The sequence below is a fragment of the Nocardioides dilutus genome (assembly GCF_054779555.1).
Window position 1 is genome coordinate 1,119,619 of record NZ_BAAGYA010000003.1, and the last position, 25,706, is coordinate 1,145,324.

24 protein-coding genes and 1 tRNA gene are annotated in these 25,706 nt (G+C 70.4%); 5 read left to right on the top strand and 20 right to left on the bottom strand.

Annotated elements, in window-relative coordinates; translation table 11 throughout:
- Positions 1-59 precede the first annotated feature (59 nt).
- From ACYVC6_RS21035 to ACYVC6_RS21060, 6 genes are all read right to left on the bottom strand, one after another.
- Positions 60-836, bottom strand: coding sequence for an ABC transporter ATP-binding protein (locus tag ACYVC6_RS21035; RefSeq protein ID WP_460716451.1), 777 nt, complete (start codon positions 834-836; stop codon positions 60-62).
- Positions 833-1,822: an ABC transporter ATP-binding protein gene (locus ACYVC6_RS21040; protein WP_460716452.1), complete on the bottom strand. Its 990-nt coding sequence runs from the start codon at positions 1,820-1,822 to the stop codon at positions 833-835. The genes ACYVC6_RS21035 and ACYVC6_RS21040 overlap by 4 nt, the downstream gene beginning before the upstream one ends.
- Positions 1,815-3,029 carry a branched-chain amino acid ABC transporter permease gene (locus ACYVC6_RS21045; protein ID WP_460716453.1) on the bottom strand — a complete coding sequence of 405 codons (1,215 nt, stop codon included), beginning with the start codon at positions 3,027-3,029 and terminating at the stop codon, positions 1,815-1,817. The genes ACYVC6_RS21040 and ACYVC6_RS21045 overlap by 8 nt, the downstream gene beginning before the upstream one ends.
- A 14-nt stretch (positions 3,030-3,043) precedes the next feature.
- Positions 3,044-4,399, bottom strand: coding sequence for a branched-chain amino acid ABC transporter permease (locus ACYVC6_RS21050; protein WP_460716454.1), 1,356 nt, complete (start codon positions 4,397-4,399; stop codon positions 3,044-3,046).
- 155 nt (positions 4,400-4,554) lie between these two features.
- Positions 4,555-5,154, bottom strand: coding sequence for an ANTAR domain-containing response regulator (locus ACYVC6_RS21055; RefSeq protein ID WP_460716455.1), 600 nt, complete (start codon positions 5,152-5,154; stop codon positions 4,555-4,557).
- Positions 5,155-5,163: 9 nt separating this feature from the next.
- Positions 5,164-5,349 (bottom strand): hypothetical protein, encoded by a 186-nt coding sequence (locus ACYVC6_RS21060; protein WP_460716456.1) that lies wholly within the window; start codon positions 5,347-5,349, stop codon positions 5,164-5,166.
- Positions 5,350-5,428: 79 nt separating this feature from the next.
- Between ACYVC6_RS21060 and ACYVC6_RS21065 the strand changes: the two genes are divergently transcribed.
- Positions 5,429-5,511 (top strand) — tRNA-Leu (locus tag ACYVC6_RS21065).
- Between the two features lie 95 nt (positions 5,512-5,606).
- Complete coding sequence (locus tag ACYVC6_RS21070) at positions 5,607-6,326, top strand: transcriptional regulator (RefSeq protein ID WP_460716457.1); 720 nt, start codon at positions 5,607-5,609, stop codon at positions 6,324-6,326.
- A gap of 9 nt (positions 6,327-6,335) precedes the next feature.
- Here ACYVC6_RS21070 and pyk read toward each other — a convergent pair whose 3' ends face one another.
- The 8 genes from pyk to trpC all read right to left on the bottom strand — a co-directional run bounded on the left by pyk (position 6,336) and on the right by trpC (position 18,398).
- Positions 6,336-7,802, bottom strand: coding sequence for a pyruvate kinase (gene pyk, locus ACYVC6_RS21075; RefSeq protein ID WP_460716458.1), 1,467 nt, complete (start codon positions 7,800-7,802; stop codon positions 6,336-6,338).
- A 122-nt stretch (positions 7,803-7,924) separates the two neighbouring features.
- Positions 7,925-9,394 carry a glutamate synthase subunit beta gene (locus ACYVC6_RS21080; RefSeq protein ID WP_460716459.1) on the bottom strand — a complete coding sequence of 490 codons (1,470 nt, stop codon included), beginning with the start codon at positions 9,392-9,394 and terminating at the stop codon, positions 7,925-7,927.
- Entirely contained in the window at positions 9,387-13,955 is a 4,569-nt protein-coding gene (gene gltB, locus ACYVC6_RS21085; protein ID WP_460716460.1) for a glutamate synthase large subunit, read from the bottom strand. Before gltB ends, ACYVC6_RS21080 begins: the two co-directional genes overlap by 8 nt.
- A 126-nt stretch (positions 13,956-14,081) precedes the next feature.
- On the bottom strand, positions 14,082-14,984 hold the full coding sequence (gene lgt / locus ACYVC6_RS21090; protein WP_460716461.1) for a prolipoprotein diacylglyceryl transferase: 903 nt from the start codon (positions 14,982-14,984) through the stop codon (positions 14,082-14,084).
- Between the two features lies 1 nt (position 14,985).
- Positions 14,986-15,573, bottom strand: a complete 588-nt coding sequence (locus ACYVC6_RS21095; protein WP_460716462.1) for an SCO family protein — start codon at positions 15,571-15,573, stop codon at positions 14,986-14,988.
- 7 nt (positions 15,574-15,580) lie between these two features.
- Positions 15,581-16,396, bottom strand: a complete 816-nt coding sequence (gene trpA, locus ACYVC6_RS21100) for a tryptophan synthase subunit alpha (protein WP_460716463.1) — start codon at positions 16,394-16,396, stop codon at positions 15,581-15,583.
- Positions 16,393-17,619: a tryptophan synthase subunit beta gene (trpB, locus tag ACYVC6_RS21105; protein ID WP_460716464.1), complete on the bottom strand. Its 1,227-nt coding sequence runs from the start codon at positions 17,617-17,619 to the stop codon at positions 16,393-16,395. Before trpB ends, trpA begins: the two co-directional genes overlap by 4 nt.
- Entirely contained in the window at positions 17,616-18,398 is a 783-nt protein-coding gene (gene trpC / locus ACYVC6_RS21110) for an indole-3-glycerol phosphate synthase TrpC (RefSeq protein WP_460716465.1), read from the bottom strand. Before trpC ends, trpB begins: the two co-directional genes overlap by 4 nt.
- An 86-nt stretch (positions 18,399-18,484) precedes the next feature.
- On the opposite strand from trpC, the gene ACYVC6_RS21115 reads away from it, so the two are divergent.
- A complete protein-coding gene (locus ACYVC6_RS21115) occupies positions 18,485-18,817 on the top strand; it encodes a DUF4190 domain-containing protein (protein WP_460716466.1) in 333 nt (110 codons plus the stop codon).
- A gap of 35 nt (positions 18,818-18,852) precedes the next feature.
- Here the strand turns inward: ACYVC6_RS21115 and ACYVC6_RS21120 are convergent, their stop codons facing one another.
- The 6 genes from ACYVC6_RS21120 to ACYVC6_RS21145 are packed head-to-tail and all read right to left on the bottom strand — an operon-like array spanning position 18,853 to position 24,158.
- A complete protein-coding gene (locus ACYVC6_RS21120) occupies positions 18,853-19,293 on the bottom strand; it encodes a DUF2752 domain-containing protein (protein ID WP_460716467.1) in 441 nt (146 codons plus the stop codon).
- Entirely contained in the window at positions 19,274-19,477 is a 204-nt protein-coding gene (locus ACYVC6_RS21125; RefSeq protein ID WP_460716468.1) for an HGxxPAAW family protein, read from the bottom strand. The genes ACYVC6_RS21120 and ACYVC6_RS21125 overlap by 20 nt, the downstream gene beginning before the upstream one ends.
- A 41-nt stretch (positions 19,478-19,518) precedes the next feature.
- Positions 19,519-20,085 carry a Trp biosynthesis-associated membrane protein gene (locus ACYVC6_RS21130; protein WP_460716469.1) on the bottom strand — a complete coding sequence of 189 codons (567 nt, stop codon included), beginning with the start codon at positions 20,083-20,085 and terminating at the stop codon, positions 19,519-19,521.
- Positions 20,078-20,431, bottom strand: a complete 354-nt coding sequence (gene hisI / locus ACYVC6_RS21135) for a phosphoribosyl-AMP cyclohydrolase (RefSeq protein WP_460716470.1) — start codon at positions 20,429-20,431, stop codon at positions 20,078-20,080. Before hisI ends, ACYVC6_RS21130 begins: the two co-directional genes overlap by 8 nt.
- The gene (locus ACYVC6_RS21140) at positions 20,428-22,305 is read right to left on the bottom strand and encodes an ABC transporter ATP-binding protein (RefSeq protein WP_460716471.1); all 1,878 of its coding nucleotides are present in this window, start codon (positions 22,303-22,305) and stop codon (positions 20,428-20,430) included. Before ACYVC6_RS21140 ends, hisI begins: the two co-directional genes overlap by 4 nt.
- Positions 22,302-24,158, bottom strand: coding sequence for an ABC transporter ATP-binding protein (locus ACYVC6_RS21145; RefSeq protein ID WP_460716472.1), 1,857 nt, complete (start codon positions 24,156-24,158; stop codon positions 22,302-22,304). Before ACYVC6_RS21145 ends, ACYVC6_RS21140 begins: the two co-directional genes overlap by 4 nt.
- A 112-nt stretch (positions 24,159-24,270) precedes the next feature.
- Between ACYVC6_RS21145 and ACYVC6_RS21150 the strand changes: the two genes are divergently transcribed.
- Positions 24,271-24,918: a TIGR03085 family metal-binding protein gene (locus ACYVC6_RS21150; RefSeq protein WP_460716473.1), complete on the top strand. Its 648-nt coding sequence runs from the start codon at positions 24,271-24,273 to the stop codon at positions 24,916-24,918.
- Positions 24,919-24,934: 16 nt separating this feature from the next.
- Positions 24,935-25,183: a hypothetical protein gene (locus ACYVC6_RS21155; RefSeq protein WP_460716474.1), complete on the top strand. Its 249-nt coding sequence runs from the start codon at positions 24,935-24,937 to the stop codon at positions 25,181-25,183.
- Positions 25,184-25,706: the final 523 nt, after the last annotated feature.

Consider the following 25,706-nt stretch of genomic DNA (forward strand, 5'->3'; position numbering starts at 1 on the left):
CGTGCTGATGACAACCCGGGCCCAGCGGTACTCCCCCGCAGCACCCGTGCCTGCGGTGCTCAGCCCTTGCCGTCGCCCTTCTCGGCCTCGACGTCCTCGGCCAGCGTGCCGAGGTAGAGCTCGATGACCTTGGGGTCGTTGGCGAGCTCGCGGCCGGTGCCGGTGTGCGCGTCGCGACCCTGGTCCAGGACGTAGCCGCGGTCGCAGATCTGGAGGCAGCGGCGGGCGTTCTGCTCGACCATCACCACGCAAACGCCGGTCTTGTTGATCCGGCGGGTGCGGATGAACGTCTCGTCCTGGCGCACCGGTGACAGGCCGGCGGAGGGCTCGTCAAGGAGCAGCACGCTGGGCTCCATCATCAGCGCCCGGGCCATCGCCAGTGACTGGCGCTCGCCGCCCGAGAGGGCGCCCGCGCTCTGGTTGCTGCGGTCGTGGAGGACCGGGAACAGGTCCCACATGGCCTCGAGCCGCTCCGCGACCTTCTTGGGCCGCAGGAACAGCCCCATCCGCAGGTTCTCCTCGATGCTGAGCGAGGGGAAGACGTTGTTGGTCTGCGGGACGAAACCGACGCCCATCTCGACGAGCCGGTTGGCCTTGAGGTTGGTGATGTCCTGGGTGCCGAGCGTGACGCTGCCCGAGTGGACCTTCACCAGGCCGAACATGGCCTTGAGCAACGTGGACTTGCCGGCGCCGTTGGGCCCGATGATGCCGATCATCTCGCCGGGGTAGGCGACCATGCTGCAGCCGTTGAGGATGTTGACGCCGGGAAGGTAGCCCGCCACGAGGTCGCGCGCCTCGATCACCGCGGTGCCCTGCTGGGTGGTGGTGGTGGTCACTTGTCGTCCCCCTCCTGCTCCTCGCGCTCGGCCTCTTCCTCCGCGACCTCCTCGGCGATCTTCTCCATCGCCTCGTCGGTCAGGAGTGTGTCGTCACCGAGGTCGGTGTCGTGGTGGGCGCCGAGGTAGGCGTCGATCACGGCCGGGTCGGCCATGACGGAGTCGGCGGCGCCCTCGGCGACCACCCGCCCCTCGGCCATCACGACCACCCAGTCGGAGATGTGGCGCACGACGTGCATGTCGTGCTCCACGAACAGCACGGTCATGCCCTCGTCACGGAGTGCCTGGATGTGGCCGAGCAGGGACTGGGTGAGCGCCGGGTTCACACCCGCCATCGGCTCGTCGAGCATGATCATCGTCGGGTCGCTCATCAGCGCCCGGGCCATCTCGAGGAGCTTGCGCTGACCACCCGACAGGCTGCCGGCGTAGTCGTGCTTCTTCTCCAGCAGCTTGAACCGGGCGAGGAGCTCGTCGGCCTTGGCCTCGATCTCCTTCTCCTGCGCGTGCCACAGCGGGCGGACCAATGACTTGAAGAGGTTCTCCCCGGCCTGGTTCTGGGCGCCGAGCATCATGTTGTCGATGACGGTCATCCGGCTCAGCGCCTTGGTGAGCTGGAAGGTTCGCACCATGCCGGACTTGGCCACCGCGGAGGCAGACGTCTTGTCGAGGGTGCGGCCGTCGAATGACCAGTGCGCGCCCTGACCTGCCGAGGTCGGCCGGTCGAAGCCGGTGATCAGGTTGAAGAACGTCGTCTTGCCGGCACCGTTGGGTCCGATCAGCGCGGTGATGATGCCGCGCTGCACCTCCAGGTGGCTGACGTCGACGGCGACCATGCCGCCGAACTGGCGCACGATCGAGTCGACCTTGAGGATCGGGTCCGGCTTGGCGGCACCCGGCGCCCGGTCGACGCCCGCCATCAGGCTCTTGCGGACGCCGGGGTCGGACAGGTCGGCGTGGGTGGCTGTGGCTGAACTGGGCTCAGACATTGAACCGGAGCTCCCTCTTGTCGCCGAGGATCCCTTGTGGCCGGAAGATCACCAGCAGCATCAGGACGACACCGACGACGATGAACGCGAACTGGCTGGACTCCTGGTTGCTCATGAACCCGTCGAAGTAGGTGTTGGAGAAGCCGATGATGAAGATGCGCCCGGCGAAGAAGATGATCGAACCGAGGATCGGTCCCCAGATCGTCGCCGCCCCGCCGAGCAGCAGCGCGGTGTAGCAGAAGAACGTGAGCGAGCGTCCCATCGAGTCCGGCTGCACGGTGGCCGGGAGGACGTAGAGCATCCCGCCCAGGGCGCCGAAGAGGCCGCCGATGACCAGCGCCTGCATCTTGATCGCGAAGACGTTCTTGCCGAGGCTGCGCATCGCGTCCTCGTCCTCGCGGACCCCGCGCAGGGCCCGGCCCCACGGGCTCTTCGCCAGGATCAGCACGACGACGGTGCTGATGGCCGCGACGACCCAGGCCACGATCGTCACCCACCACCCGTCGACACCGGTGTTCTGGTTGTTGACGGGGGCCAGGAACAGCAGCATCAGTGTGGCCAGCGTGATGAGCCCGGCGAGAGCGACCCGCTTGGCCGTGCCGGTCAACCCGGTCCGTCCCCGGGCGACCATGACGATCGCCACGATGAGGGCGACGCCCACCAGCCAACCCAGCAGCCGGACCACGACCGCGCCGTCGGCGACGTCGGTGTAGTTGAACGGCAGGAAGGTGCTGTTGCCATTGCCTAGAGGTGAGAGGTCGGTGAACGGCTCCCGGTAGCGGCTGCCCGGGATGCCCTGGGCCCCGCCGGTGAGCCCGAAGAGGGTCTCGTAGCCGACGGACCTGCCGATGTAGCGCACGATCTCGGCCGCGGAGATCGTCACGATGGCGAGGTAGTCACCACGGAGCTTCAGAGTGGGCACGCCGAGGATCAGGGCGAACAGGAACGCCAACCCCAGCCCGACGATCACGCCGGCGACGAGCGCGGCGAACCCCAGCGGGTCGATCCCGAACGCCGGGATGCCTTCCTTGATGGTGATCGCGAAACCGTAGGCGCCCAGCAGCATGAATGCCGACTGGCCGATGTTGAGCAGGCCGGTGAAACCGAAGTGGATGTTGAGCCCGATGACGGCGATGGCGACGGCTGCGGTCTGGGGGCCGGTCGCGCTCGACATCATCGAGTTGAGGATCTGCTGGATCTCGTCCATCTGGTCTCAGTCTCCTAACCGACTCGCTGAGCCTTGCCGAGCAGACCTTGCGGCCGCACCAGCAGGACCAAGATGAGGATGAGCAGCGCGGCGGCGTACTTGAAGTCACCGGGGACGAACGGGAGCAGCGGTGCCAGCTCCACGATCAACCCGATGACCAGCGAGCCGACCAGGGCCCCGAAGGCGGTGCCGAGGCCGCCGAGGGTCACCGCGGCGAACAGCAGCAGCAGGATCTGGAGACCGGTGTCCCACTTGATGCCGTTGGTGACCAGCGCGTAGAGGATGCCCGACAGCCCGGCGAGGGCCATCGCCACCGTCCAGACGAGGCGGATCACCTTGTCGGTGTCGATCCCGGAGGCCTGGGCGAGCGCCGGGTTGTCCGAGACCGCCCTGGTCGCCCGGCCGATCCGGGTGCGCAGCAGCGCGTAGCCGACGCCGCCCAGGACGACGGCCGAGATCAGCATCGCCACCAGCGACTGGTTGGTGGTCGTGATCGGGCCGAAGGACGTCACGGTCGGGTTGTCGGTGATGACCCGAACGGTCCGGGACCCGACGAGGTACTGGTAGCTGTACTGGATGGCCAGGGAGAGGCCGATCGTCACGATCATCATCTGCGTGAGGCCGAGCCCGCGCCGCCGGAGCGGCTGCCAGAGCACCCGGTCCTGGAACCACCCGGTGAACCCGCACGCCACGAGGACGAGCAGGCCGCCCACGAGGAGCGGCATCCCCTGCTGGTTGACGAACAGGTAGGCGAGCATCCCACCCAGCGTCACCTGCTCGGCGTGCGCGAAGTTGGAGAGGCCGGTGGTGCCGTAGATCAGGGACAGGCCGACGGACGCGAGGGCCAGCAGCAGCCCCAGTCGGAGACCGTTGAACGCGCTCTGCGTCACCTTGTCGATGGTGCCTCTCGCCTCGGGCGCGGGCGGGCCGACATCCAGGTTGGCCACCCGGCTGGCCGTCGGCGCCGAGGACAGGTCGATGGTCACCTTGTAGGTGTCGCCCTCCCCGCGGAGGTCTCCGGTCGGCGGCTTGAACTCGATGCCCTTGGGCATGGTCTCCTCGTCGATGCCCACGAGGTAGTCGCCGGACTCGGTGACCTGGAAGGCGAACTTGCCGTCGTCCTCGGTCGTCTGGGTCTCGGTGGACCCGTCGGGCTTGGTCAGGATCACGTCGACGCCGGCGATCGGGTTGGCGCGGTCGCCCAGGGTGCCCTGGATGCAGCCGACCTCGTCGACCTTGGGCACGCACAGCGTCGCGGCCTGTGCGGACGTGCCTGCCAGCAACAGGAGCAGCGGTGCCATCAGGAGTCCCAGGATCGACCCGGCCACCACCTGTCCGACGGTCCGCCCATGAGCGGTTTGTCGAGACATCAACTCGGGGTCCTCCCTCCACGCACCCGACCGGATGCTGCCGCGCAGTCTATGGGTCAGGCGCACCGAAAGCGCCACCCCCCGAACGGCGATCCGGGCACTTGCCCGTTCGGTCACCCACCCGTGACGCGGGCGTGATGGGCGCGTGACCGGGGTCAGGCGTTGGCGATGTCCGGGCCGTGGGTGATGACCCCGTCGGCGACCTGGCGCATCGACAGGCGAAGGTCCATCGCGGTCTTCTGGATCCAACGGAACGCCTCCGGTTCAGACAGTTTGAGCTGCTCCTGCAGCACACTCTTGGCCCGCTCGACCGCCTTGCGGGTCTCGAGCCGCTCGGTCAGGTCTGCGACCTCGGCCTCGAGCTGGCTGAGCTCGGCGAACCGGCTCACTGCCATCTCGATCGCGGGTACGAGGTCGTTGCGCGTGAAGGGCTTGACCAGGTAGGCCATTGCCCCGGCATCGCGGGCCCGCTCGACGAGGTCGCGTTGGCTGAACGCCGTCAGGATCACGACCGGCGCGATCCGGGCCGCCGCGATCCGCTCGGCTGCAGCGATGCCGTCGAGGACCGGCATCTTCACGTCCAGGATCACCAGATCGGGACGATGCTCCTCGGCGAGCTCGACCGCCGCGGCACCGTCGCCGGCCTGGCCGACGACGTCGTAGCCCTCCTCGGTCAGCATCTCCGCGAGGTCCATCCGGATGAGCACCTCGTCCTCGGCCACCACGACGGTGCGGGGCGTGGGCGTCTCGGTCACGCCCGAAGGCTACCGAGCGCGGGCCTCCGGGCTCGTCGCGCGTCCGGTGGCCAAGGTGTGCGCCGCGTCCAGCTCGGCGACGGCCTGAGCGACCTCGGCGCGTTCGAGCCGCCGCCGCGAGCACTCGACCGCGGCCGCCCGCGCGTTGTTCAAGGCCCGTTGGTGGCTCGCGGTCGCCCAGCGCCAGATACTCACATCCAAAACCGTACTGACTTACTCGACTTTTGCCAAATCCGTGGTCGACCAAGTCCTCGGCTAGGCTTTTCGACGCCCTGCCGGGTTGGCGGAACGGCATACGCGGTGGTCTCAAACACCACTGTCCGAAAGGACTTGTGGGTTCGAATCCCACACCCGGTACCGATGTCGGTGGTGTCGACGATTGTGGCGACACGATGCCGCACATCCGCCCGATCGAGACTGTCGAGAGTGCGCTGCGCGCTTCTGATGCCGGAATGCGCGACGCGGACAATGCGGCACTTCACGGCGTAGCGGTCAAGACCATCCGGCGTTGGCGCAGGCTCTACCAACGGCGCGGCCTGCCCAGGGGGCAGACGCACACCAACACGCCGTGTCCCAGGTGCGGACCCGGCGAGCTGAACGGCGCGGCGTACGCCGAGCTCCTGGGTTGGTACCTCGGCGACGGGCACATCAGTCTCGGTCGTCGCGGCGTCTACAACCTGCACGTGTTCAATGACCGAAGGTATGTCGCCGACAACGAACGGCTCGGGGTGCTGATGGCAACCGTGAAGCCCGGCGGTCGTCCGCACACCCGCCTGGTGCCTGGATGCGTCATCACGACCGTCTCGTGGAAGCACTGGCCTTGCCTGTTCCCACAGCACGGACCGGGTCGCAAGCACGAGCGCCCGATCGCACTCAAGGAGTGGCAGCGCGCGATCGTCGAGATGCATCCAGGACCGTTCCTCCGCGGTCTGTTCCACTCCGATGGATGCCGGGCCAGGAACTGGACGCAGAAGGTGATCGCGGGTGAGCTGAAGCGCTACGACTACCCACGCTGGCAGTTCACCAACAGCTCCGCGGACATCCGCGAGCTGTGCTGCTGGGCCCTCGACCTCGCCGGGATCGCCTGGCGCCAGTCCAACTGGAAGACGATCAGCGTCTCGACCCGCGCCGCCGTCGCCAGTCTCGACGAGCTGATCGGCCTCAAGGCCTAGCGCCTCGAGCTAGCCACCCCGTCGATAGGCCGGCGCGACCTCGTTGACGGCATCGCCCATCCGGTGCACCCGCAGCGCGTTGGTCGAGCCCGGGATGCCCGGAGGTGCACCGGCGACGAGGACCACGAGGTCACCCTCCTTGAGCCGCCCGATGGCGAGCAGCTGCTCGTCGACCTGGCGCACCATCTCGTCGGTGTGCTCGACCGTGTCGGTCTTGAAGGTCTCGACCCCCCAGCTCAGGGCGAGCTGGGAGCGGGTCTGAGCCTCTGGAGTGAAGGCCAGGATGGGGATCGGGCCCCGGAGCCGGGACATCCGCCGAGCGGAGTCTCCGGACTGCGTGAACGCGACGACGTACTTGGCGTCGATGCGCTCGGCGACCTCGCCGGCCGCCTTGGTGATGACCCCGCTCTTGGTGTGCGGGTCCCAGGCCAGCGCGCGGAGCGTGCCGACGTCGGCCTGCTCCAGGGCGTGGCTCTCGGTGGCCTGGATGATCCGTGCCATCGTCTCGACGGTGTGCACGGGGTATTCCCCCACACCGGTCTCGCCGGACAGCATCACTGCGTCTGCGCCGTCCAGGATCGCGTTGGCGACATCGGAGACCTCGGCCCGCGTCGGCGACGGGCTGGAGATCATCGACTCGAGCATCTGGGTGGCGACGATGACCGGCTTGGCGTTGAGCCGGGCCTTGTCGATGATCGTCTTCTGGAGGAACGGCACCTCCTCCATGGGACACTCCACGCCGAGGTCGCCGCGGGCCACCATGAAGCCGTCGAAGGCCGCGACGACCTCGTCGAGGTTGTGGATCGCCTGGGGCTTCTCGATCTTGGCGATGACCGGGAGCATCACCCCTTCCTCGCGCATGACCCGCCGGACGTCCTCGACATCCGCGGCGTTGCGCACGAAGCTCAGGGCGACGAAGTCGACGCACAGGCTCAGCGCGAAGCGCAGGTCCTCGACGTCCTTCTCCGACAACGCCGGGACCGACACCGCGACACCCGGCAGGTTGATGCCCTTGTGGTTGCTGACCTTGCCACCGACCAGCACCTCGGTCACCACGTCGGTGCCGTCCTTGACCTCGGTGACCCGCAGCCGGACCTTGCCGTCGTCGATGAGGAGCGGGTCGCCGACGTTGACGTCCCCGGCCAGACCCTTGTAGGTCGTCCCGCAGATCTCGGCGTTGCCCTCGACCTCGCGGGTGGTGATCGTCCACGCCTGGCCGCGGCTCAGCTGCACCGGGCCGTCGGCGAAGGTCTCCAGCCGGATCTTGGGTCCCTGGAGGTCGGCGAGGATCCCGACCCCATGGCCGCTGGCGTCCGAGGCCTCCCGCACCAGTCGGTAGGTCTCCGCGTGGTCCTCGTGGGTCCCGTGGCTCATGTTGAGCCGGGCGACGTCCATCCCCGCGTAGACGAGCTCACGGATCCGCCGTTCCGAGCTGGTGGCGGGTCCCAGGGTGCAGACGATCTTCGCTCTTCTCACGAGACGCCAGCCTAGCGACGATTGGAACGATCAAACAAAGTGTCCATCAGAAGCTTGCGAATGGGAGTACCGAGCAGCACGCGTGTCTGCCGGTACTCCCCTTGCGCCAGGCTCCCCGCCAGCTACACGACGAGGGGACGCTCCGTGGGCGCGATGGGATAAGGCAGCGTCGTCGAACCGGTGAGGAACGCGTCCACGGCGGACGCAGCGGCCCGGCCCTCGGCGATCGCCCAGACGATCAGGGACTGGCCGCGACCGGCGTCACCGGCGACGAAGACGCCGGGCACCGAGGTCTGGTAGTCCTTGCCACGGGCCACGTTGCCGCGCTCGTCGAGGTCGACGCCGAGCTGCTCGACCAGACCCGGCTTCTCCGGCCCGACGAAGCCCATCGCGAACAGGACCAGGTCGGCCGGGATCTCCCGCTCGGAGCCCTCGACCTCCTCGAACCTGCCGTTGTCGAAGACCACGTCGACCAGCCGCAGCGCGCGCACGTTGCCGTGCTCGTCACCGAGGAACTCCTTGGTCGAGACCGAGTAGACCCGCTCACCTGCCTCCTCGTGGGCCGAGGAGACCCGGAAGGTCATGGGGTAGGTCGGCCACGGCTGACCCGCGGGCCGGAACTCCGGCGGCTCGGGAAGGATCTCGAGCTGCGTGATGGAGGCCGCGCCCTGGCGGGTCGAGGTGCCGAGACAGTCCGCGCCGGTGTCGCCGCCACCGATGATCACCACGTGCTTGCCGGCGGCGGTGACCTGGTCGGCGACCTCCTCGCCCAGCGCGGTGCGGTTGGCCTGCGGCAGGAAGTCCATCGCCTGGTGCAGCCCGCCGAGCTCCCGGCCGGGGATGGGGAGGTCACGGGCCTGGGTGGCTCCCATGGCGAGCACCACGGCGTCGTAGCGGTCGCGGAGCCGGTCGGCGGTCAGGTCGTCCTCGCCGACGTTGACGCCGGGCCTGAAGACCGTGCCCTCGCGGCGCATCTGGTCCAGGCGGCGGTCGAGGTGCTGCTTCTCCATCTTGAACTCGGGGATGCCGTAGCGGAGCAGGCCGCCGATCCGGTCGGCCCGCTCGTAGACCGCGACGGTGTGGCCGGCGCGGGTCAGCTGCTGGGCGGCCGCGAGCCCGGCCGGCCCGGAGCCGACGACCGCGACGGTGCGACCGGAGAGCCACTCGGGCGGCTGGGGGCGCACGAAGCCGGACTCCCACGCCTTGTCGATGATCGCGACCTCGACGTTCTTGATGGTGACAGGGTCCTGGTTGATCCCCAGGACGCAGGCGGTCTCGCAGGGCGCCGGGCACAGGCGTCCGGTGAACTCCGGGAAGTTGTTGGTCGCGTGCAGGCGCTCGATCGCGCCCTCCCAGTCGCCCCGCCACACCAGGTCGTTCCACTCCGGGATGATGTTGCCCAGCGGGCAGCCCTGGTGGCAGAACGGGATGCCGCAGTCCATGCAGCGTCCCGCCTGGGTGGTGATGATCGGGAGCAGAGCCCGGCCGATGCCGCCGGGGTAGACCTCGTTCCAGTCGTGCACCCGTTCCTCGACGGGACGGCGCTCGGCGACCTCGCGGCCGGCCTTCATGAACCCGCGGGGGTCAGCCATGGAGGGCCTCCATCATCCTGCTTGCAGTCTCGTCCTCGTCGAGCCCGTCTGCCTCGGCCTTCGCCTTCGCCTCGAGCACCTTGCGGTAGTCGCTCGGCATGACCTCGGTGAACCGGGCCAGCGCGGCCGGCCAGTCCTCCAGCAGCGCAGCCGCGACCTGCGAGCCGGTCTCCTCGGCGTGCTCGCGGACCAGCTCCTCGAGCTCGGCCGCGGCCTGCCCCTCGACGGGTCCGAGCTCGACGAGCTCGGTGTTGACGCGCTGCGGCTTGAGGTCGAGCACCCAGGCGATCCCGCCGGACATGCCGGCGGCGAAGTTGCGGCCGGTGGGGCCGAGGACGACCACACGGCCACCCGTCATGTACTCGCAGGCGTGGTCGCCCACACCCTCGGTGACCGCCCAGGCCCCGGAGTTGCGCACGCAGAACCGCTCGCCAACTCCCCCGCGGATGAAGATCCGACCCGATGTGGCGCCGTAGGCGATGACGTTGCCGGCGATGATCTGCTCGTCGGCACGGAAGGTCGCCGCCCGGTCGGGACGGACCACGATCCGGCCGCCGGAGAGCCCCTTGCCGAGGTAGTCGTTGGTGTCGCCCTCGAGCCGCATCGTCATGCCGCGCGGCACGAACGCGCCGAACGACTGGCCCGCGGACCCGATGAAGGTCAGGTCGACGGTGCCGTCCGGGAGCCCCTCGCCGCCGTACTTCTTGGTGATCTCGTGGCCGAGGATGGTGCCGACCGTGCGGTTGACGTTGCGGATCGCCACCTGCGCCCGCAGCGGCTCGCCCTTGTCCAGCACGTCCTTGGCGAGCGGGAGCAGCTCGGTGACGTCCAGTGACTTCTCCAGGGCGTGGTCCTGCTGCTTGGTGCAGTGCAGGTCCTGGCCCGGGAACGCCGTCAGGTCAGGCGAGTGCAGGATCGGCGACAGGTCGAGACCGGCCGCCTTCCAGTGCTCGATGGCCTGGGCGGCGTCCAGGGAGCCCACCTGGCCGATGGCCTCGTCGAGGGTGCGGAACCCGAGCTCGGCGAGGAGCTCGCGCACCTCCTGGGCGATGAAGGTGAAGAAGTTGACGACGTGCTCGGCCTGGCCGTTGTAGCGCTCCCGCAGAACCGGGTTCTGGGTAGCGACGCCGACCGGGCACGTGTCGAGGTGACAGACCCGCATCATGATGCAGCCCGACACGACGAGCGGCGCGGTGGCGAAGCCGTATTCCTCGGCGCCGAGCAGGGCCGCGACCACAACGTCACGGCCGGTCTTTAGCTGGCCGTCGGTCTGGACGACGATCCGGTCGCGCAGCCCGTTGAGCAGCAGCGTCTGCTGGGTCTCGGCGAGCCCGAGCTCCCACGGGCCGCCCGCGTGCTTGAGCGAGGTGAGCGGTGAGGCACCGGTGCCGCCGTCGTGACCGGAGATGAGGACCACGTCGGCGTGCGCCTTGGACACCCCGGCCGCGACCGTGCCGACCCCGACCTCGGCCACGAGCTTGACGTGGATGCGAGCCGCCGGGTTGGCGTTCTTGAGGTCGTGGATCAGCTGGGCCAGATCCTCGATCGAGTAGATGTCGTGGTGCGGCGGAGGGCTGATCAGGCCCACGCCAGGAGTGGAGTAGCGGGTCTTCGCGACCCACGGATAGACCTTGTGCCCGGGCAGCTGGCCGCCCTCCCCGGGCTTGGCGCCCTGCGCCATCTTGATCTGGATGTCGTCGGAGTTGGTGAGGTATTCCGCGGTGACGCCGAACCGCCCGGACGCGACCTGCTTGATCGAGCTGCGCCGCTCCGGGTCGTAGAGACGGTCCGGGTCCTCGCCGCCCTCGCCGGTGTTGGACTTGGCGCCCAGCCGGTTCATGGCGATCGCGAGGGTCTCGTGCGCCTCCTTGCTGATCGAGCCGTAGGACATCGCGCCGGTCGAGAACCGCTTGACGATCTCGGAGACCGGCTCGACCTCCTCGATCGGGACCGGGGGCCGGCCGGTGGCCTCGGCGTCCTTGAACCGGAACAGGCCGCGCAGCGTCATCAGCCGCTCGGACTGCTCGTCCACCCGCGAGGTGTACTGCTTGAAGATGTCGTAGCTGCCGGTCCGCGTGGAGTGCTGGAGCCGGAAGACGGTCTCGGGGTCGAACAGGTGTGGTTCACCCTCGCGGCGCCACTGGTACTCCCCACCGATCTCGAGCTCGCGGTGGGCCGGGGCGATGCCGCCGCGGGGGTAGGCCGACGCGTGCCGGCGGGCGACCTCCTCGGCGATCGTGTCGAGCTCGACGCCGCCCAGCTTGGAGGTCGTGCCGGTGAAGTAGCGGTCGACGAGTGCCTGCGAGAGGCCGACGACCTCGAAGATCTGGGCGCCGGTGTAGGAGGCGACCGTCGAGACGCCCATCTTGGACATGACCTTGAGGACGCCCTTGCCGAGCGCCTTGATCAGGTTGGCAACGGCCTTCTCGGGCTCGGCCTTGACGTAGTAGCCCTCGCGGGCGAGGTCCTCGACGGACTCCATCGCCAGGTAGGGGTTGACCGCGGCGGCGCCGTAGCCCACCAGGAGCGCGACGTGGTGCACCTCGCGGACGTCGCCGGCCTCGACGAGGAGGCCGACCTGGGTGCGGGTCTTCTCCCGCACCAGGTGGTGGTGGACCGCCCCAGTGAGCAGCAGGGACGGGATCGGCGCCAGCTCCTGGGTGGAGTGGCGGTCGGAGAGCACGATGATCCGGGCCCCGCCCGCGATCGCCTCGCTGACCTCCTGGCAGATCTCGTCGAGGCGGCGCGCCATCGCCTCGCCGCCGCCCTCGACCTCGTAGAGGCCGCGGGAGACGTGGGTGATGAAACCCGGCATGTCGCCGTCGCGGTTGATGTGGCGGATCTTGGCCAGGTCGTCGTTGCTGATGACCGGGAACGGCAGCACGACCTGACGGCACGACGCGGGCGTCGGCTCCAGCAGGTTGGCCTCCGGGCCGATGGTGCCCGACAGCGAGGTCACGAGCTCCTCGCGGATCGCGTCCAGCGGCGGGTTGGTGACCTGGGCGAACAGCTGGGCGAAGTAGTCGAAGAGCAGCCGCGGCTTGTCGCTGAGCGCGGCGATCGGGGTGTCGGTGCCCATCGAGCCCAGCGGCTCGGCGCCGGCGTTGGCCATCGGGGTGAGCAGGACGCGCAGCTCCTCCTCGGTGTAGCCGAACACCTGCTGGCGACGGGTGACCGAGGCGTGCGTGTGCACGATGTGCTCGCGGTCGGGGATGTCGTCGAGGTGGATGAGCCCGGCGTGCAGCCACTCCTCGTAGGGGTGCTCGGCGGCGAGCTCGGCCTTGATCTCGTCGTCCTCGATGATCCGGTGCTCGGAGAGGTCGGCGAGGAACATCTTGCCTGGCTGGAGCCGGCCCTTGCGCACGATCGTGGCCGGGTCGAGGTCGAGCACGCCCACCTCGGAGGCCAGCACGACGAGCCCGTCGTCGGTCACCCAGTAGCGGGAGGGCCGCAGGCCGTTGCGGTCGAGGACCGCGCCGACCTGGTCGCCGTCGGTGAAGACCACGCACGCGGGCCCGTCCCAGGGCTCCATCAACGCCGAGTGGAACTCGTAGAAGGCCCGGCGTTGCGGGTCCATCTCGCCGTGGTTCTCCCACGCCTCGGGGATCATCATCAGCACCGAATGGGGCAGCGAGCGACCACCCATGTGCAACAGCTCCAGCACCTCGTCGAACGAGGCGGAGTCCGAGGCCCCGGTCGTGCAGATCGGGTAGAGCCGCTCGAGGTCGCCCGGGATCAGGTCGGAGGACAGCAGCGCCTCGCGGGCCCGCATCCAGTTGCGGTTGCCCATGACGGTGTTGATCTCGCCGTTGTGGGCGATGAAGCGGAACGGGTGGCTCAGCGGCCAGCTCGGGAACGTGTTGGTCGAGAAGCGCGAGTGCACCACCGCCAGGGCCGAGGTCATCCGCTCGTCGCGCAGGTCGGGGAACACCTCGTCGAGCTGGGCGGGGGTGAGCATGCCCTTGTAGATCAGGGTGCGCGAGGACAGCGACGGGAAGTAGACGTCGGTCTCGCTCTCGGCGCGCTTGCGCAGGCAGAAAGCCAGGCGCTCCAGGGCCATGCCGGTGACCCGGGCGCCCTTGCCGGCGACGAAGAGCTGGGCGAACGTCGGCATCACGGCGTGTGCGGTCTTGCCGAGCGAGGCCGGGTCGACAGGCACGTCCCGCCAGCCGATGACCTCGAGCTTCTCCTCTTGGGCGATCTCCTCGATCCGGCGCCGGGTCTTGGCGACATGCTCGGGGTCGCCGGGGTCCGCGGGCAGGAACGCTGTGCCGACGGCGTAGGAGAAGGGCGCGGGCAGCTCGAAGCCGGCCTCGCGGGCGACCTCGCGCAGGAACGCGTCGGGGACCTGGATGAGGATGCCCGCGCCGTCTCCCGAGTTGGTCTCCGCCCCGGCCGCACCGCGGTGGTCGAGGTTGAGCAGCGCGGTGATGCCTTTGCGCACGATGTCGTGGCTGGCCTCCCCCGTCAGCGTCGCGACGAACGCCACGCCGCACGCGTCGTGCTCGTGGGCGGGGTCGTAGAGGCCCTGGGGCGCCGGGTAGGCGTGCGGGTACGTCACCGTCGATCTCCCCTCGTGTCTCTCGAGGCGCAGCCCTCAGCATGGTCGACCCACGCGGCGAGGGTGATGCGGCACTGCTGTGTTGGTGCAGGGGACGACATTGGCCCGCGCGGAGTGGTCAGGCTATCAAAGGGACCCGGGTCGGGACTCATCCGTTTCGGCTGATGGCACCGTCGCGGCGGCCCCCTCACGGTCGTCGACGTAGACCTGCGGCTCGCGCCCGGCCCACCGGCGGCCGGCGTAGGTGAACCACGCAGCGGCGAGCAGGAACAGCACGATCGAGGTCCACACGTTGAGGCGCAGGCCGGCGACGTCGTCGAGCTGGACGGTGTCGATGCGCAGCGTCTCGATCCAGCCGCGGCCGAGCGTGTAGGTCATCACGTAGAGCGCCAGGACCCGGCCGTGGCCGAGTTGCATCCGGCGGTCCAGCCAGACGATGACCGCGAACGCCGCGAGGCACCACAGGAACTCGTAGAGGAACGTCGGGTGGAACGTCGTTCCGGCCGGGAACACCTCGCCGCTCGGCCAGTTGGCGGGGTCGATCTCGAGCCCCCACGGCAGGTCGGTGGGCTTGCCATAGAGCTCCTGGTTGAACCAGTTGCCCCAGCGGCCCAGCGCCTGGGCGACCAGCACGCTCGGCGCCATGACGTCCAGGGCCGGGAGCAGCCGGATCCCCTTGAGCCTGGCCGCGACGAGCACGCCGAGCGCGCCCATCGCGATGCCACCCCAGACACCGAGCCCGCCCTGCCAGACGTAGAGGATCTTCCAGGGGCTGCCGCCGTCGCCGAAGTAGCGGTCCGGGTCGGTCGCCACGTGGTAGAGCCGGGCGCCGACCAGGCCGAACGGCACCGCCCAGACCGCGAGGTCCGAGATTTCACCGCGGGTGCCGCCGCGGGCCACCCAGCGACGCTCGGAGATCCAGATCGCGGCGATGATCCCGAGGATGATCGCGAAGGCGTAGCCGCGTAGCGGCACCGGCCCGAGGTACCAGACGCCGTTCGACGGGCTTGGGATGGACAGCAGCTGCACGTCAGTCCTCTCGCAGCAGGTTGTGGATGTCCTCGGCGAACTCCGACGGCGAGGTCGTCTGCGGCCAGAAGATCGGGGCCTCGTCACCGACGTCGATGCCGGTCACCTGGGTGCTGTGTGCGTCCACCTCGTAGCCCCCGCTCGGCAGCTCCTCCCCCATCCCGACCGCGACCGACGCGGCGACGGCCTCGATGTCGGCGAGCTCGCCGGTGACGCCGATGAAGGCCGGGTCGAAGCGGTCGAGGTAGCCGCGCACCACCTCGCCGGTGTCCCGCGCGGGATCGGTCGTCACGAACACGACCTCGACCTGCTCCCGGTCCGCCTCGTCGAGCCGGGTCAGGGCCGCACTGAGGTTGCCGAGCACCATGCCGCAGATGTCGGGGCAGTTGGTGTAGCCGAAGAACACCAGGGTCAGCCGCTTGTCGGTGTCGGCGGTGAGCGAGTAGGCCGCGCCGTCGGTGTCGACCAGCTCCTGCGACGACACCGTGAAGGGCGGGTCCACCGGGCTGCCGTGCAGCGAGGTCGCCTGCTTGTCGTCGCCACACGCCGTGAGCGACAGGAGCGTCAGGAGCACGACCGCCGCAGGCATGACGCGCCTACGCACCTCGGCGCACCCCGGCCGCCAGGTCCTCGGTCAGCGCGGCCAGCGCCCGGAGTCCCGCGGCTCGGTCATCCGGATGGTCGAGCAGGGTCCGCACGAACGCGGAGCCGACGATCACGCCATCGGCGTACGCCGCCACCTCGGCCGCCTGGTCGCCGTTGCTGACGCCGAGGCCGACGCCCACCGGCAGGTCCAGGCCGAGCTCCGACACCGCTGCCTTGGTGCGGGCGACGAGCGGGCCGGCGAGGTCGCTGGTCGTGGCCCGGGCGCCGGTGACGCCCATGACCGCGGTCGCGTAGACGAAGCCGCGGCAGGCGGCGACGGTCATGGCGATGCGCGCGTCGGTGGAGGAGGGCGCGACGAGGTAGACCTTGTCGAGACCGTGCGCGTCCGCCGCCGCCGGCCAGTGCGGGTCCGCGTCCGGCGTGAGGTCGGGAGTGATCAGACCCGCTCCCCCGGCCGCGGCGAGGTCGCGGGCGAACCGCTCGACGCCGTAGCGCTCGACCGGGTTCCAGTAGGTCATCACGACCGTCGGGGTGCCGGTGGCCGCGACCGCCTCGACGGTGCGCAGCACGTCGGCGGTGCGCACCCCGCGGTCCAGCGCCTGCTGGGCGGCCGCCTGGATCGTCGGGCCGTCCATCACCGGGTCGCTGTAGGGCAGCCCGACCTCGATCACGTCGCAGCCCGCGTCGACCATCGCGAGGATGGCGTCGATGCCGCCCTGGACGTCGGGGAAGCCGGCCGGCAGGTAGCCGACCAGCGCGGCCCGGCCGTCGGCGCGGGCCTTGTCGAAGGCCTCGGAGACGCTCACGCGTCCGTCCCCAGCTGGAACCACTCGCGGGCCGTCTCCATGTCCTTGTCACCGCGGCCGGAGAGGTTGACCAGCACCAGGCCCTGGGGGCCCAGCTCGCGGGCCACGTCGAAGGCACCGGCCAGCGCGTGTGCGGACTCGATCGCGCAGATGATGCCCTCGGTGCGGGCCAGCAGCGCCAGCGCGTCCATGGCCTGGGCGTCCGTGACGGGGAGGTAGTCGGCGCGGCCGCTCTTGGCGAGGTGGGCGTGCTGCGGGCCGACGCCCGGGTAGTCGAGCCCGGCCGAGATCGAGTGGGACTCGATGGTCTGGCCGTCCTCGTCCTGCAGCACGAACGTGCGGGCGCCGTGGAGCACCCCCGACTCGCCCGCGTGGATGGTCGCGGCGTGCCGGCCGGTCTCGACGCCGTCGCCGCCCGGCTCGAACCCGTAGATCCGCACGTCGCGGTCGCCGAGGAACGCGGTGAAGAGCCCGATCGCGTTGGAGCCGCCGCCCACGCAGGCCGCGATCGCGTCGGGCAGCCGGCCGGTGAGCTCCAGGCACTGCGCGCGCGCCTCGTCGCCGATCCCGCGGGTGAAGTCGCGGACCATGCTGGGGAACGGGTGCGGCCCGGCCGCGGTGCCGAAGAGGTAGGCCGTGTGGTCGACGGTGCTCACCCAGTCGCGCAGCGCCTCGTTGATGGCGTCCTTGAGGGTGGCGCTCCCGGCGTCGACCGGCACGACCTTGGCGCCGAGCAGCTCCATCCGGGCCACGTTGAGGGCCTGCCGCTTGGTGTCCACCGAGCCCATGTAGACGGTGCAGTCCAGCCCGAAGTACGCCGCCGCCGTGGCGCTCGCGACGCCGTGCTGGCCGGCCCCGGTCTCGGCGATGACCCGCTGCTTGCCCATCCGCTTGGTGAGCAGGGCCTGGCCGAGCACGTTGCGGATCTTGTGGGCGCCGGTGTGGTTGAGGTCCTCGCGCTTGAGCAGGATCCGGGCGCCGCCGAGGTGGTCGGTCAGCCGGGTGGCGTCGTAGAGCATCGACGGGACGGCGGCGTAGGTCCGCAGGATCGCGTCGAAGTCGGCGAGGAACGTGGGGTCGGCCATCGCGTCCTGCCAGGCCGCGGTCAGCTCGTCCAGCGCGGCGACCAGGGCCTCGGGCATGAAACGCCCGCCGAAGTCGCCGAACCAGCCCTGGTCGTCGGCCTCGAACTGCGCGATCCCGTCGTTGCCGTCGGCGGTCATGCGGTGATCCCGGTCATCGCCCGGACCGCGCCCTCGGGGTCGCCGTCCTTGACCAGCGCCTCGCCCACCAGCACCGCCCGGGCGCCCTCGGCGACGTGGCGCTTGACGTCGACCGGGCCGAAGATGCCGGACTCGGCGACCTTGACCCGATCGTCCGGGAGCAGCGGGGCGAGGCGGCCGAAGACGTCCTGGTCGATCTCGAGGGTCCGCAGGTTGCGGGCGTTGACGCCGACGAGCTCGGCGCCGAGGGCGACCGCGCGCTCGGTCTCGGCCTCGTCGTGCACCTCGACCAGTGCCGTCATCCCGAGCTCGAGGACCTGGTCGTGGAGCCGGCGCAGCGTTTCGTCGTCGAGTGCGGCGACGATCAGGAGCACCAGGTCGGCCCCGGCGACGCGGGCCTCCAGCACCTGGTAGGGCTCGACGATGAAGTCCTTGCGCAGCAGGGGCACCTCGACGGCGGCACGCACCGCCCGGAGGTCGTCCAGGCTGCCACCGAAACGTCGCTCCTCGGTGAGCACGCTGATCGCGGCAGCTCCGCCGGCGGCGTACTGCCGTGCCAGCGCGGCCGGATCGGGGATCGCGGCGAGGTCGCCCTTGCTCGGGCTGCGCCGCTTGACCTCGGCGATCACGCTGGAGCCGGGCGCCTGCAGGTGCGACATCGGGTCGCGCGGTGAGTCGACGTCGGCGAGCGCGGCCCGCAGGTCGGCCTCCGAGGTCTCCGACTGCCGCCGGTCGAGGTCCTGGCGCACGCCGGCCACGATCTCGTCGAGCACGGACATGTTCGGGGAACCTCTCGGGGACCTCGTGGGGAATGGGTCTGCGTGGCCAAGTGTGTCATCCGGGCGGAGTGGTTAGTGTCCCAGCCATGAGCTACGACAACGCGCCCCCGCCGCCCCCGCCGCCCGGGTACGGCGCGCAGCCGCCCGGGTACGGCGCGCCGCAGAAGACGAACACGAAGGCGATCTGGTCACTGGTCACCGGCATCCTGGGGTTGTTCTGCTGCCCGATCATCCTGGCGGTCGCGGCGATCATCCTGAGCCGATCGGCCAAGTCGGAGATCGCCAGCCGTGGCGAGGGCGGCGACGGGCTGGCCACAGCGGGCTTCGTGCTCGGCATCCTCGGGCTCGTGCTCGGCGCCCTCCAGCTCATCCTGATCGCCACTGGCAACGGCTTCGACTACAGCTTCAGCACGAGCTGACCCACCGGACTGACCCCACCTGGTTGGGGGCCGGGTCAGGGCGCGAGCCAGGACCCGAACGCGAGGTTGCGCGCGACCGCGAACGCGACCACCACGACCAGCAGCGCCGGCACCAACGGCTTGAGCCGCCGCCACGGGACGGTCGAGGGGACCCCGCGCCACCGGTCGGCCGCCCAGAGGCCGAGCGCGACGACCGCGAACGGCATCGCCACGACGAGCAGCAGGTTGCTGGAGAGCGCGGCGCCGACGTCGCCGTGGGTGAGGTCGTTGACCGCCCTGAGCCCGCCGCACCCCGGGCACCAGAACCCGAGCGCGGCGCTGGGACACAGGCCCCAGCTGTATTGCTCGTGCGGATCGCGCACGTGCAGGGCCAGGGTGGCCGCGGCCAGGCCGCCGATCGTGAGCGCCGGCGCCGCCACCCGTTCCCAGCGGCTCGCCGTCGCGGCCGCGGTGGGGTCAGTCCGTGAGAGGGCCATGCAGGCCCAGCCTGTCCATGACGAGGAACACCACGCCGGCGGCCACGGTGAGGCCGACGCCCACCCAGAAGACCGTCATGTTGACCGGGTCGAGCATCAGGCCGACGCCGCCCACGATGAACCCGAGCATGCCCACGACGACGGCCGTCCACGCAGCCGGGGTGTTGCCGTGGTTCGCAGACATTCGGAGCTCCTCCGTGGTTCGTCGGGCGGTCGGGACCGAGTCTAGGACGTCGGGTCGTGCCCGGCGTCGATGGCCTTCCAGAGATCCTCGGGCGGACTGTCGGCCGGCGTGTCATAGCGCCGCCCCATCTCCGGCCAGTGCCGGACGAAGCGGACCGCGGCCACCCACGCCATGAGGCACAGCACTGCCACCACCGCACCGACCCAGAACCAGCCGGTGCTCTGGATCTCCGGGGCCGGAACCGCCAGATCCTCGAACTGCTGTCGCACGTCGTCCGGCGTTGTCAGGAAGGCCCCGACGACCGTGGCGGCCACCCCGAGTGCCGTCAGCAGCCCGATCACGGCCACCAGCTGGCGGAAGCGCCCTCGCGACACAAGGACGACGCCCCAGCACGCCAGGCCGGCCAACGCCAAGGCGTTCGCCGAGGTCACCACACCGACGTCATAGGTGTAGGTGGCGCCGACCACGACACCGTCCGGCGCATCCACGCTGCCCGTTGGGACGAACCAGGGTTCAGCGCCTGCCATGGCAGCTGCCACGCCCGAAATGACCCCTATCCCGACGACGGGGCCGAACGTCCGGCGGCGCGGGCTCGGGCTGTCAGTCACGCGAGCTCTCGAGCAGGACGTCCGCGTCGAAGCAGGTGCGGTCTCCGGTGTGGCACGCCGCGCCCTCCTGGTCGACCTTGACGAGCAGGGTGTCGCCGTCGCAGTCGAGGCGGACCTCCTGGACCCACTGGACGTGGCCGGAGGTCTCCCCCTTGAGCCAGTAGGCCTGGCGGGAGCGGCTCCAGTAGGTCGCCCGGCCGCTGGTGAGGGTGCGGGCCAGGGCCTCGTCGTCCATCCAGCCCAGCATCAGCACCTCACCGGTGTCGTGCTGTTGCACGACGGCGGGCAGCAGTCCGTCGGCCGATCGCTTGAGGCGGGCGGCGATGGCCGGGTCGAGGGCAGTCACCCGTCCATTGTCACCGGTGGACGAGGCGAGCTCTGCTGGGCTACCCACGACGCGTGCAGCCCGGCGTAGACCGAGCCCTCCTCGCGCACCAGCTCGGCGTGCGGGCCGCGCTGGACGACCCGGCCGCGGTCGACCACGACCACCTCGTCGGCCGACTCGGCGGTGGACATTCGGTGGGCGATGGTCACCGAGGTCCGGCCGCTCATCAGGCGCTCCAGGGCGCGGCCGATCCGCATCTCGAGCGCGGGGTCGACGGCGCTGGTGGCCTCGTCGAGCACGAGCAGGTCGGGGTCGGCGAGATGGGCGCGCAACAGCGCCACGAGCTGTCGCTCCCCCGTCGACAGCGACTCGCCGCGCTGGCCCACCGGGGTGTCCAAGCCGCGCGGCAGGCCGGCCAGCCAGTCGCCCAGGCCAAGCTGCTCCGCACTGGCGCGGATGTCGGCCTCGCTGGCGTCGAGCCTGCCGTAGCGCACGTTGGCGGTCAGGGTGTCGTCGAAGAGGAAGCCCTCCTGCGGCACCAGGACCACGCTGCGCCGCAGCGAGTCCGGCCGGATGGTGCGCACGTCGACGCCGTCGAGGAGCACGACACCTTCGAGCGGGTCCATCAGGCGGGTCAGCAGCTTGGCGACCGTCGACTTGCCCGAGCCGGTCTCGCCGACCACCGCGACCCGCCGGCCGGCGTCGATGTCGAGGTCGACGTCGCGCAGCACCAAGGGCCCGCCCGGGTAGGCGAACGACACGCCCTCGATGCGGACGTCGATCGGTCCGCGCGGGAGGACCTGGCCGTCCGGACCCGGGTCGACCAGGTCGGCCGGGGTGTCCAGGATGCCGATCACCCGGCGCCAGCCCGCGATCGCGTTCTGGGCGTCGGTCAGGATCTGGGTGCCCATCTGCACGGGCCCCACGAACAGGGTGACCAGGAACGCGAACGCCAGCACCTCGCCGGCCGTCATCTCCCCGCCCCAGAGACCGAACGCGGGACCCAGCCAGATGCCGACGATGAGGACGCCGGCGTTGGCCAGGCCGGCGGAGATGCCGCCCAGCGAGAAGGACATGACCGTGAAGCCCTGGGCCCGGGTGCTCGCGGCCTTGTATTCGTCGATCGCCTCGTCGATCCGGTCCTGCGTCCGCTTCTCGACGGCGTAGGAGCGGACCACGGCCGCGCCCACGACCGGCTCGGAGATGGCGGCCAGCATCACGCCGACCTGGCGTCGGACCACGCCGTAGGCGTGGGACAGCTTGCGCTGGAAGTAGCGCAGCGAGAGGAAGAGGGGTGCGAAGCAGACCCACACGACCAGGGCCAGCTGCCAGCTGTAGATCAGCATCACCACGGTCGCGATCAGCACCTGGCCCACGCTGATGATGAAGAACAGGCCCCCGAAGACCAGGAACTGGCTCACCTGGTCGACGTCGCTGGTCACGCGGGACACCAGCACGCCGCGGCGTTCGGTGTTCTGGGTCAGCAGGGGCAGGTCGTGGACGTGCCGGAAGGCCTTGATCCGCAGCGTGGCCAGGCCCCGCTCGGAGGTCGTGAACAACCTCTTGGTCATGAGGTAGGCCGCACCGCTCGTGACGAGGATCGCCGCCGCCGCGACCATGCCCATCAACGTCGTGAAGGCGACATCGGGCCCATCGGGCCCGTTGAGCCCGCGGTCGAGGGTCTGCTGGACCACGATCGGGACGACGACCTGCCCGACGGAGGCGAGCAGCGCCAGCAGCAGGGTGCCCCTCAGCCCCTCCTTGAGCTCCGGGCTGACCTCGATGCCACGGCGGATCGTCTCCATGGCGGCGATGTCGTCGCCGCTGTCCATGGCCGTGCCGTGACCGAGCTGCTCGTCCTCGGCCTCGACCTCCTCGACGGTGCGGGCGCTCATCCGTGGTCCTCCGCCGGCTCGAGGTGCTCGTAGGCGTTGACCAGGCGGGCGTAGGACGGGCTGCGCGCGAGCAGCTCCTCGTGGGTGCCGCGGGCCGCGATCCGGCCGTCCTCGAGGTGCACGACCTCGTCGGCGAGCGCGATCGTGGCCTTGCGGTAGGCGATGACCACCAGCGTCGAGTCGGTGCCTGAGTTGGGGTCGGCGTCCCGCAGCGCCGCGAGGATCCGCTGCTCGACCTCGGGGTCCACGGCCGACGTGGCGTCGTCGAGGACCAGCAGCCGGGGCTTGCGGACCAGGGCGCGGGCGAGCGAGATCCGCTGGCGCTGGCCACCGGAGAGGGAGGTGCCCCGCTCACCGAGCTTGGTGTCCAGCCCGCGCGGGAGAGCGGCCACGAAACCGTCGGCCTGGGCAGCCCGCAGCGCGGCCCAGACCTCCTCGTCGGAGACGTCGGCCCCCAGGGTGACGTTGCCCCGGACGTCGTCGTCGAAGAGGAAGGCGGTCTGCGGCACCAGCGCGGCGGCCGCCGGCAGCTCCCCTGGGGCGAGGTCGCGCAGGTCGACGCCGTCGACCAGGATCCGGCCCCGGTCGGGATCCACGAGCCGGGCCAGCAGCGCGGTGAGGGTGCTCTTGCCGGACGCCGTGGCGCCCACCACGGCGAGTGACCGTCCGGGGGCGACGTCGAAGGAGACGTCGTCGAGGAGCGGCTGGCCGTCGTCGTAGGCGTAGCCGAGGTGCTGGACCTCGAGTCGGGCGCCCTGCGGGCCGTGGGGGACGCCGCGCTCGCCGTAGGGCATCTGCCCGGTGGCCGCGAGCACCCGCGAGATGCGCTGGTAGCCGACGACGCTGCGCGGGAACTCCCCGAGCAGCCAGCCGATCGAGCGGATCGGGAAGGACACGATGGTCAACAGGTAGGCGACCGTCACGACGTCACCGGGGTCGGTGTTGCCGTCCATGACCCTGCTGACGCCGACTGCGAGCACGACGAGCACGCCGAGGTTGGGCAGCGCGGCGAGCGTCGGGTCGAAGGCCGCCCGGATGGCCCCCGCCCGGATGTTGACGTCGCGCAGCTCACGAGACTTCGCCGCGAAGCGCTCGGTCTCCTCGCCCTCGCGGCCGAGGGTCTTGACGACCATCGCGCCGTCGAACGACTCGTGGGCGATCTCGCTGACCTCGGCGCGGAGCTCCTGCGCCTTGGTCATGAGCGGCGACGCGAGCCGCTGGTAGGCGAGGTTGGCGAGCACGACGGCCGGGAAGACCAGCAGACCCACCAGCGCCAGGACGGTGTCGGCCAGGAACATCTGCACGATCGCGATCACCATCATCGCGACGGTGCCGACCGCCATCGGCAGCGGCGCGATCGGGCCCCAGGCGGCCTCGACGTCGGAGTTGGCGTTGGACAGCAGCTCGCCGGTCGGGTGCCGCTGGTGCCACTCCATCGGCAGGGAGAGGTATTGACGGGTGACGGCCCGGCGGCTGTGGGCCTGCATGCGGTATTGCATGATCCCGGCCCCGAGCCGTCGGGCGACGATGCCGACCGCACGCAGGATCGCGACGCCGACGAACAGGGCGAGGATCGCCCAGAGCATGGCGGCGTCGACCTCGCCGGTCTCGAAGGCGGGCAGCACGACGTGGTCGGTCGACCACCCCAGCACCCAGGCATCGGCGACGGTCAGGGCGCCGAACAGCAGGCTGCCCACGGTCGAGACCGCGAAGATCCAGGGTTCGCGCTTGATCGCGACCCAGATGACCGCGAAGCCGTCGCGGGTGGTCGCCGCCCGCGTCGTGGGCCCGGTGGGCCCAGAGGGGTCGGTCGTCGGCTCGGTGGCGGTCTGTACCGCTTCCGCCTGGCTCACCCGACCTCGCTCCCGTCGCACACGTCCCTCGCCCAACCCCGTCGCCCCGGCAGGCTATTCCTGCCCGCCGACCACCGGCGAGTCGTTTGCGGAGCACCACTAGCGTCGACCCGTGACCGCCCCATCTTCGGCCTCGCTCGCCCGCCGGGAGCGCCAGGCGCTCTGCGACCTCGCGCTGACCCTCGACGCCGAGGCCCCGACCCTCTGCGGCGAGTGGGACCTCTCGATGCTCCTGGCCCACCTGATCGTCCGCGAGCGCCGGCTGCTGTCGGCGGGCGGGATCATGGTCCCGCAGCTGGCCCGGCTCACCGAGCGGGCGATGGCGAAGGAGGCCGCCAGGGGCGTCCCGGCGATGGTCAGCACGCTGCGCAAGCCTCCCCTGACGCCGTACTCGCTGCCAGTCGTCGAGCGGTTCACCCAGACCCTGGAGTACTTCGTCCACCACGAGGACATCCGGCGCGCCCAGCCCACTTGGGAGCCGCGCGCGCTGCCAGCTGAGGACGTCGAGGAGCTGTGGACGCTGGTCAGCCGCTCCGGCGCCTACCTCGGGCGCGGCCTAGAGGTCCCAGTCCGGCTCTCACGTGCAGACCGGCCCGGCACCAGCGCGGCGTTCAGCAAGGGCGCCGACCCGGTCGTGGTGAGCGGCCCGGTGGGCGAGTTGGTGCTGTGGGCCTTCGGGCGCACGGCGGTCCGGGACGTCACCTTCGACGGGCCACCCGAGGGGGTGGCCCAGCTGGAGGCTTCCGACCGCCGGGTCTGATCGCTACCGTCTGCCCATGGCTGAGGACTCCACCTGCCGGTGGTGCAACCAGGGGACGCTCTTCGGGCCCATCCACCTCTACACGATCTCGACCGGATCAGCCACGGGCGACGTCTACGTCGCGACCGTGGCCCAGACGGGCATGATCCGCCAGCCGACGACAGTTCCGATCGGGGTGTGGGTCTGCCGCTCCTGCGGCCACCTGGAGCAGTTCGCCACCCAGCCCGAGGTGCTGTTCGAGCGGTTCGCGGCCGGCGAGCGCTGACCCGGCCTGCCTGACCGCGAGTCGGCGCTACTGCTCATCAGTAGCGACGACTCGGCGACCGTCCCGGGCGTGACGAGCCCGCGAGTCGGCGCTACTGCTGATCAGTAACGACGACTCGGTGACCGTTCCGGATCCACAGACCCTGATGCTGGTCGATCGTCCACAGGTGGCCACGGCGGCACGTGTGTGCAGCCGCGGCGCAGGCGGAAATGGCGCCATGAGTACACACCACCCCGAATCTTGTCCGAGGCTGGACGAGTCGAGCAACCTTCCCCTGGATGTCCCGTTCACTGCCGCGGTGGCGCGGCGAGAGGGAGTGTCGCGGGCCCAGCTCACGAGGCTCTGCCAGATCGGTCAACTGCGTCAGCCGATCCGCCGCGTCTACCTGGCGACACAGGTTCCCGACTCGATCCTCGTGAGGGCTCAGTGCCTGACCCTGGTCATGCCGGACGACTGCGTCATCGTCGATCGTCATGCCGGGTGGCTGCACGGGGCCGAGATGACCTTGGCTCCAGGCGAGCAC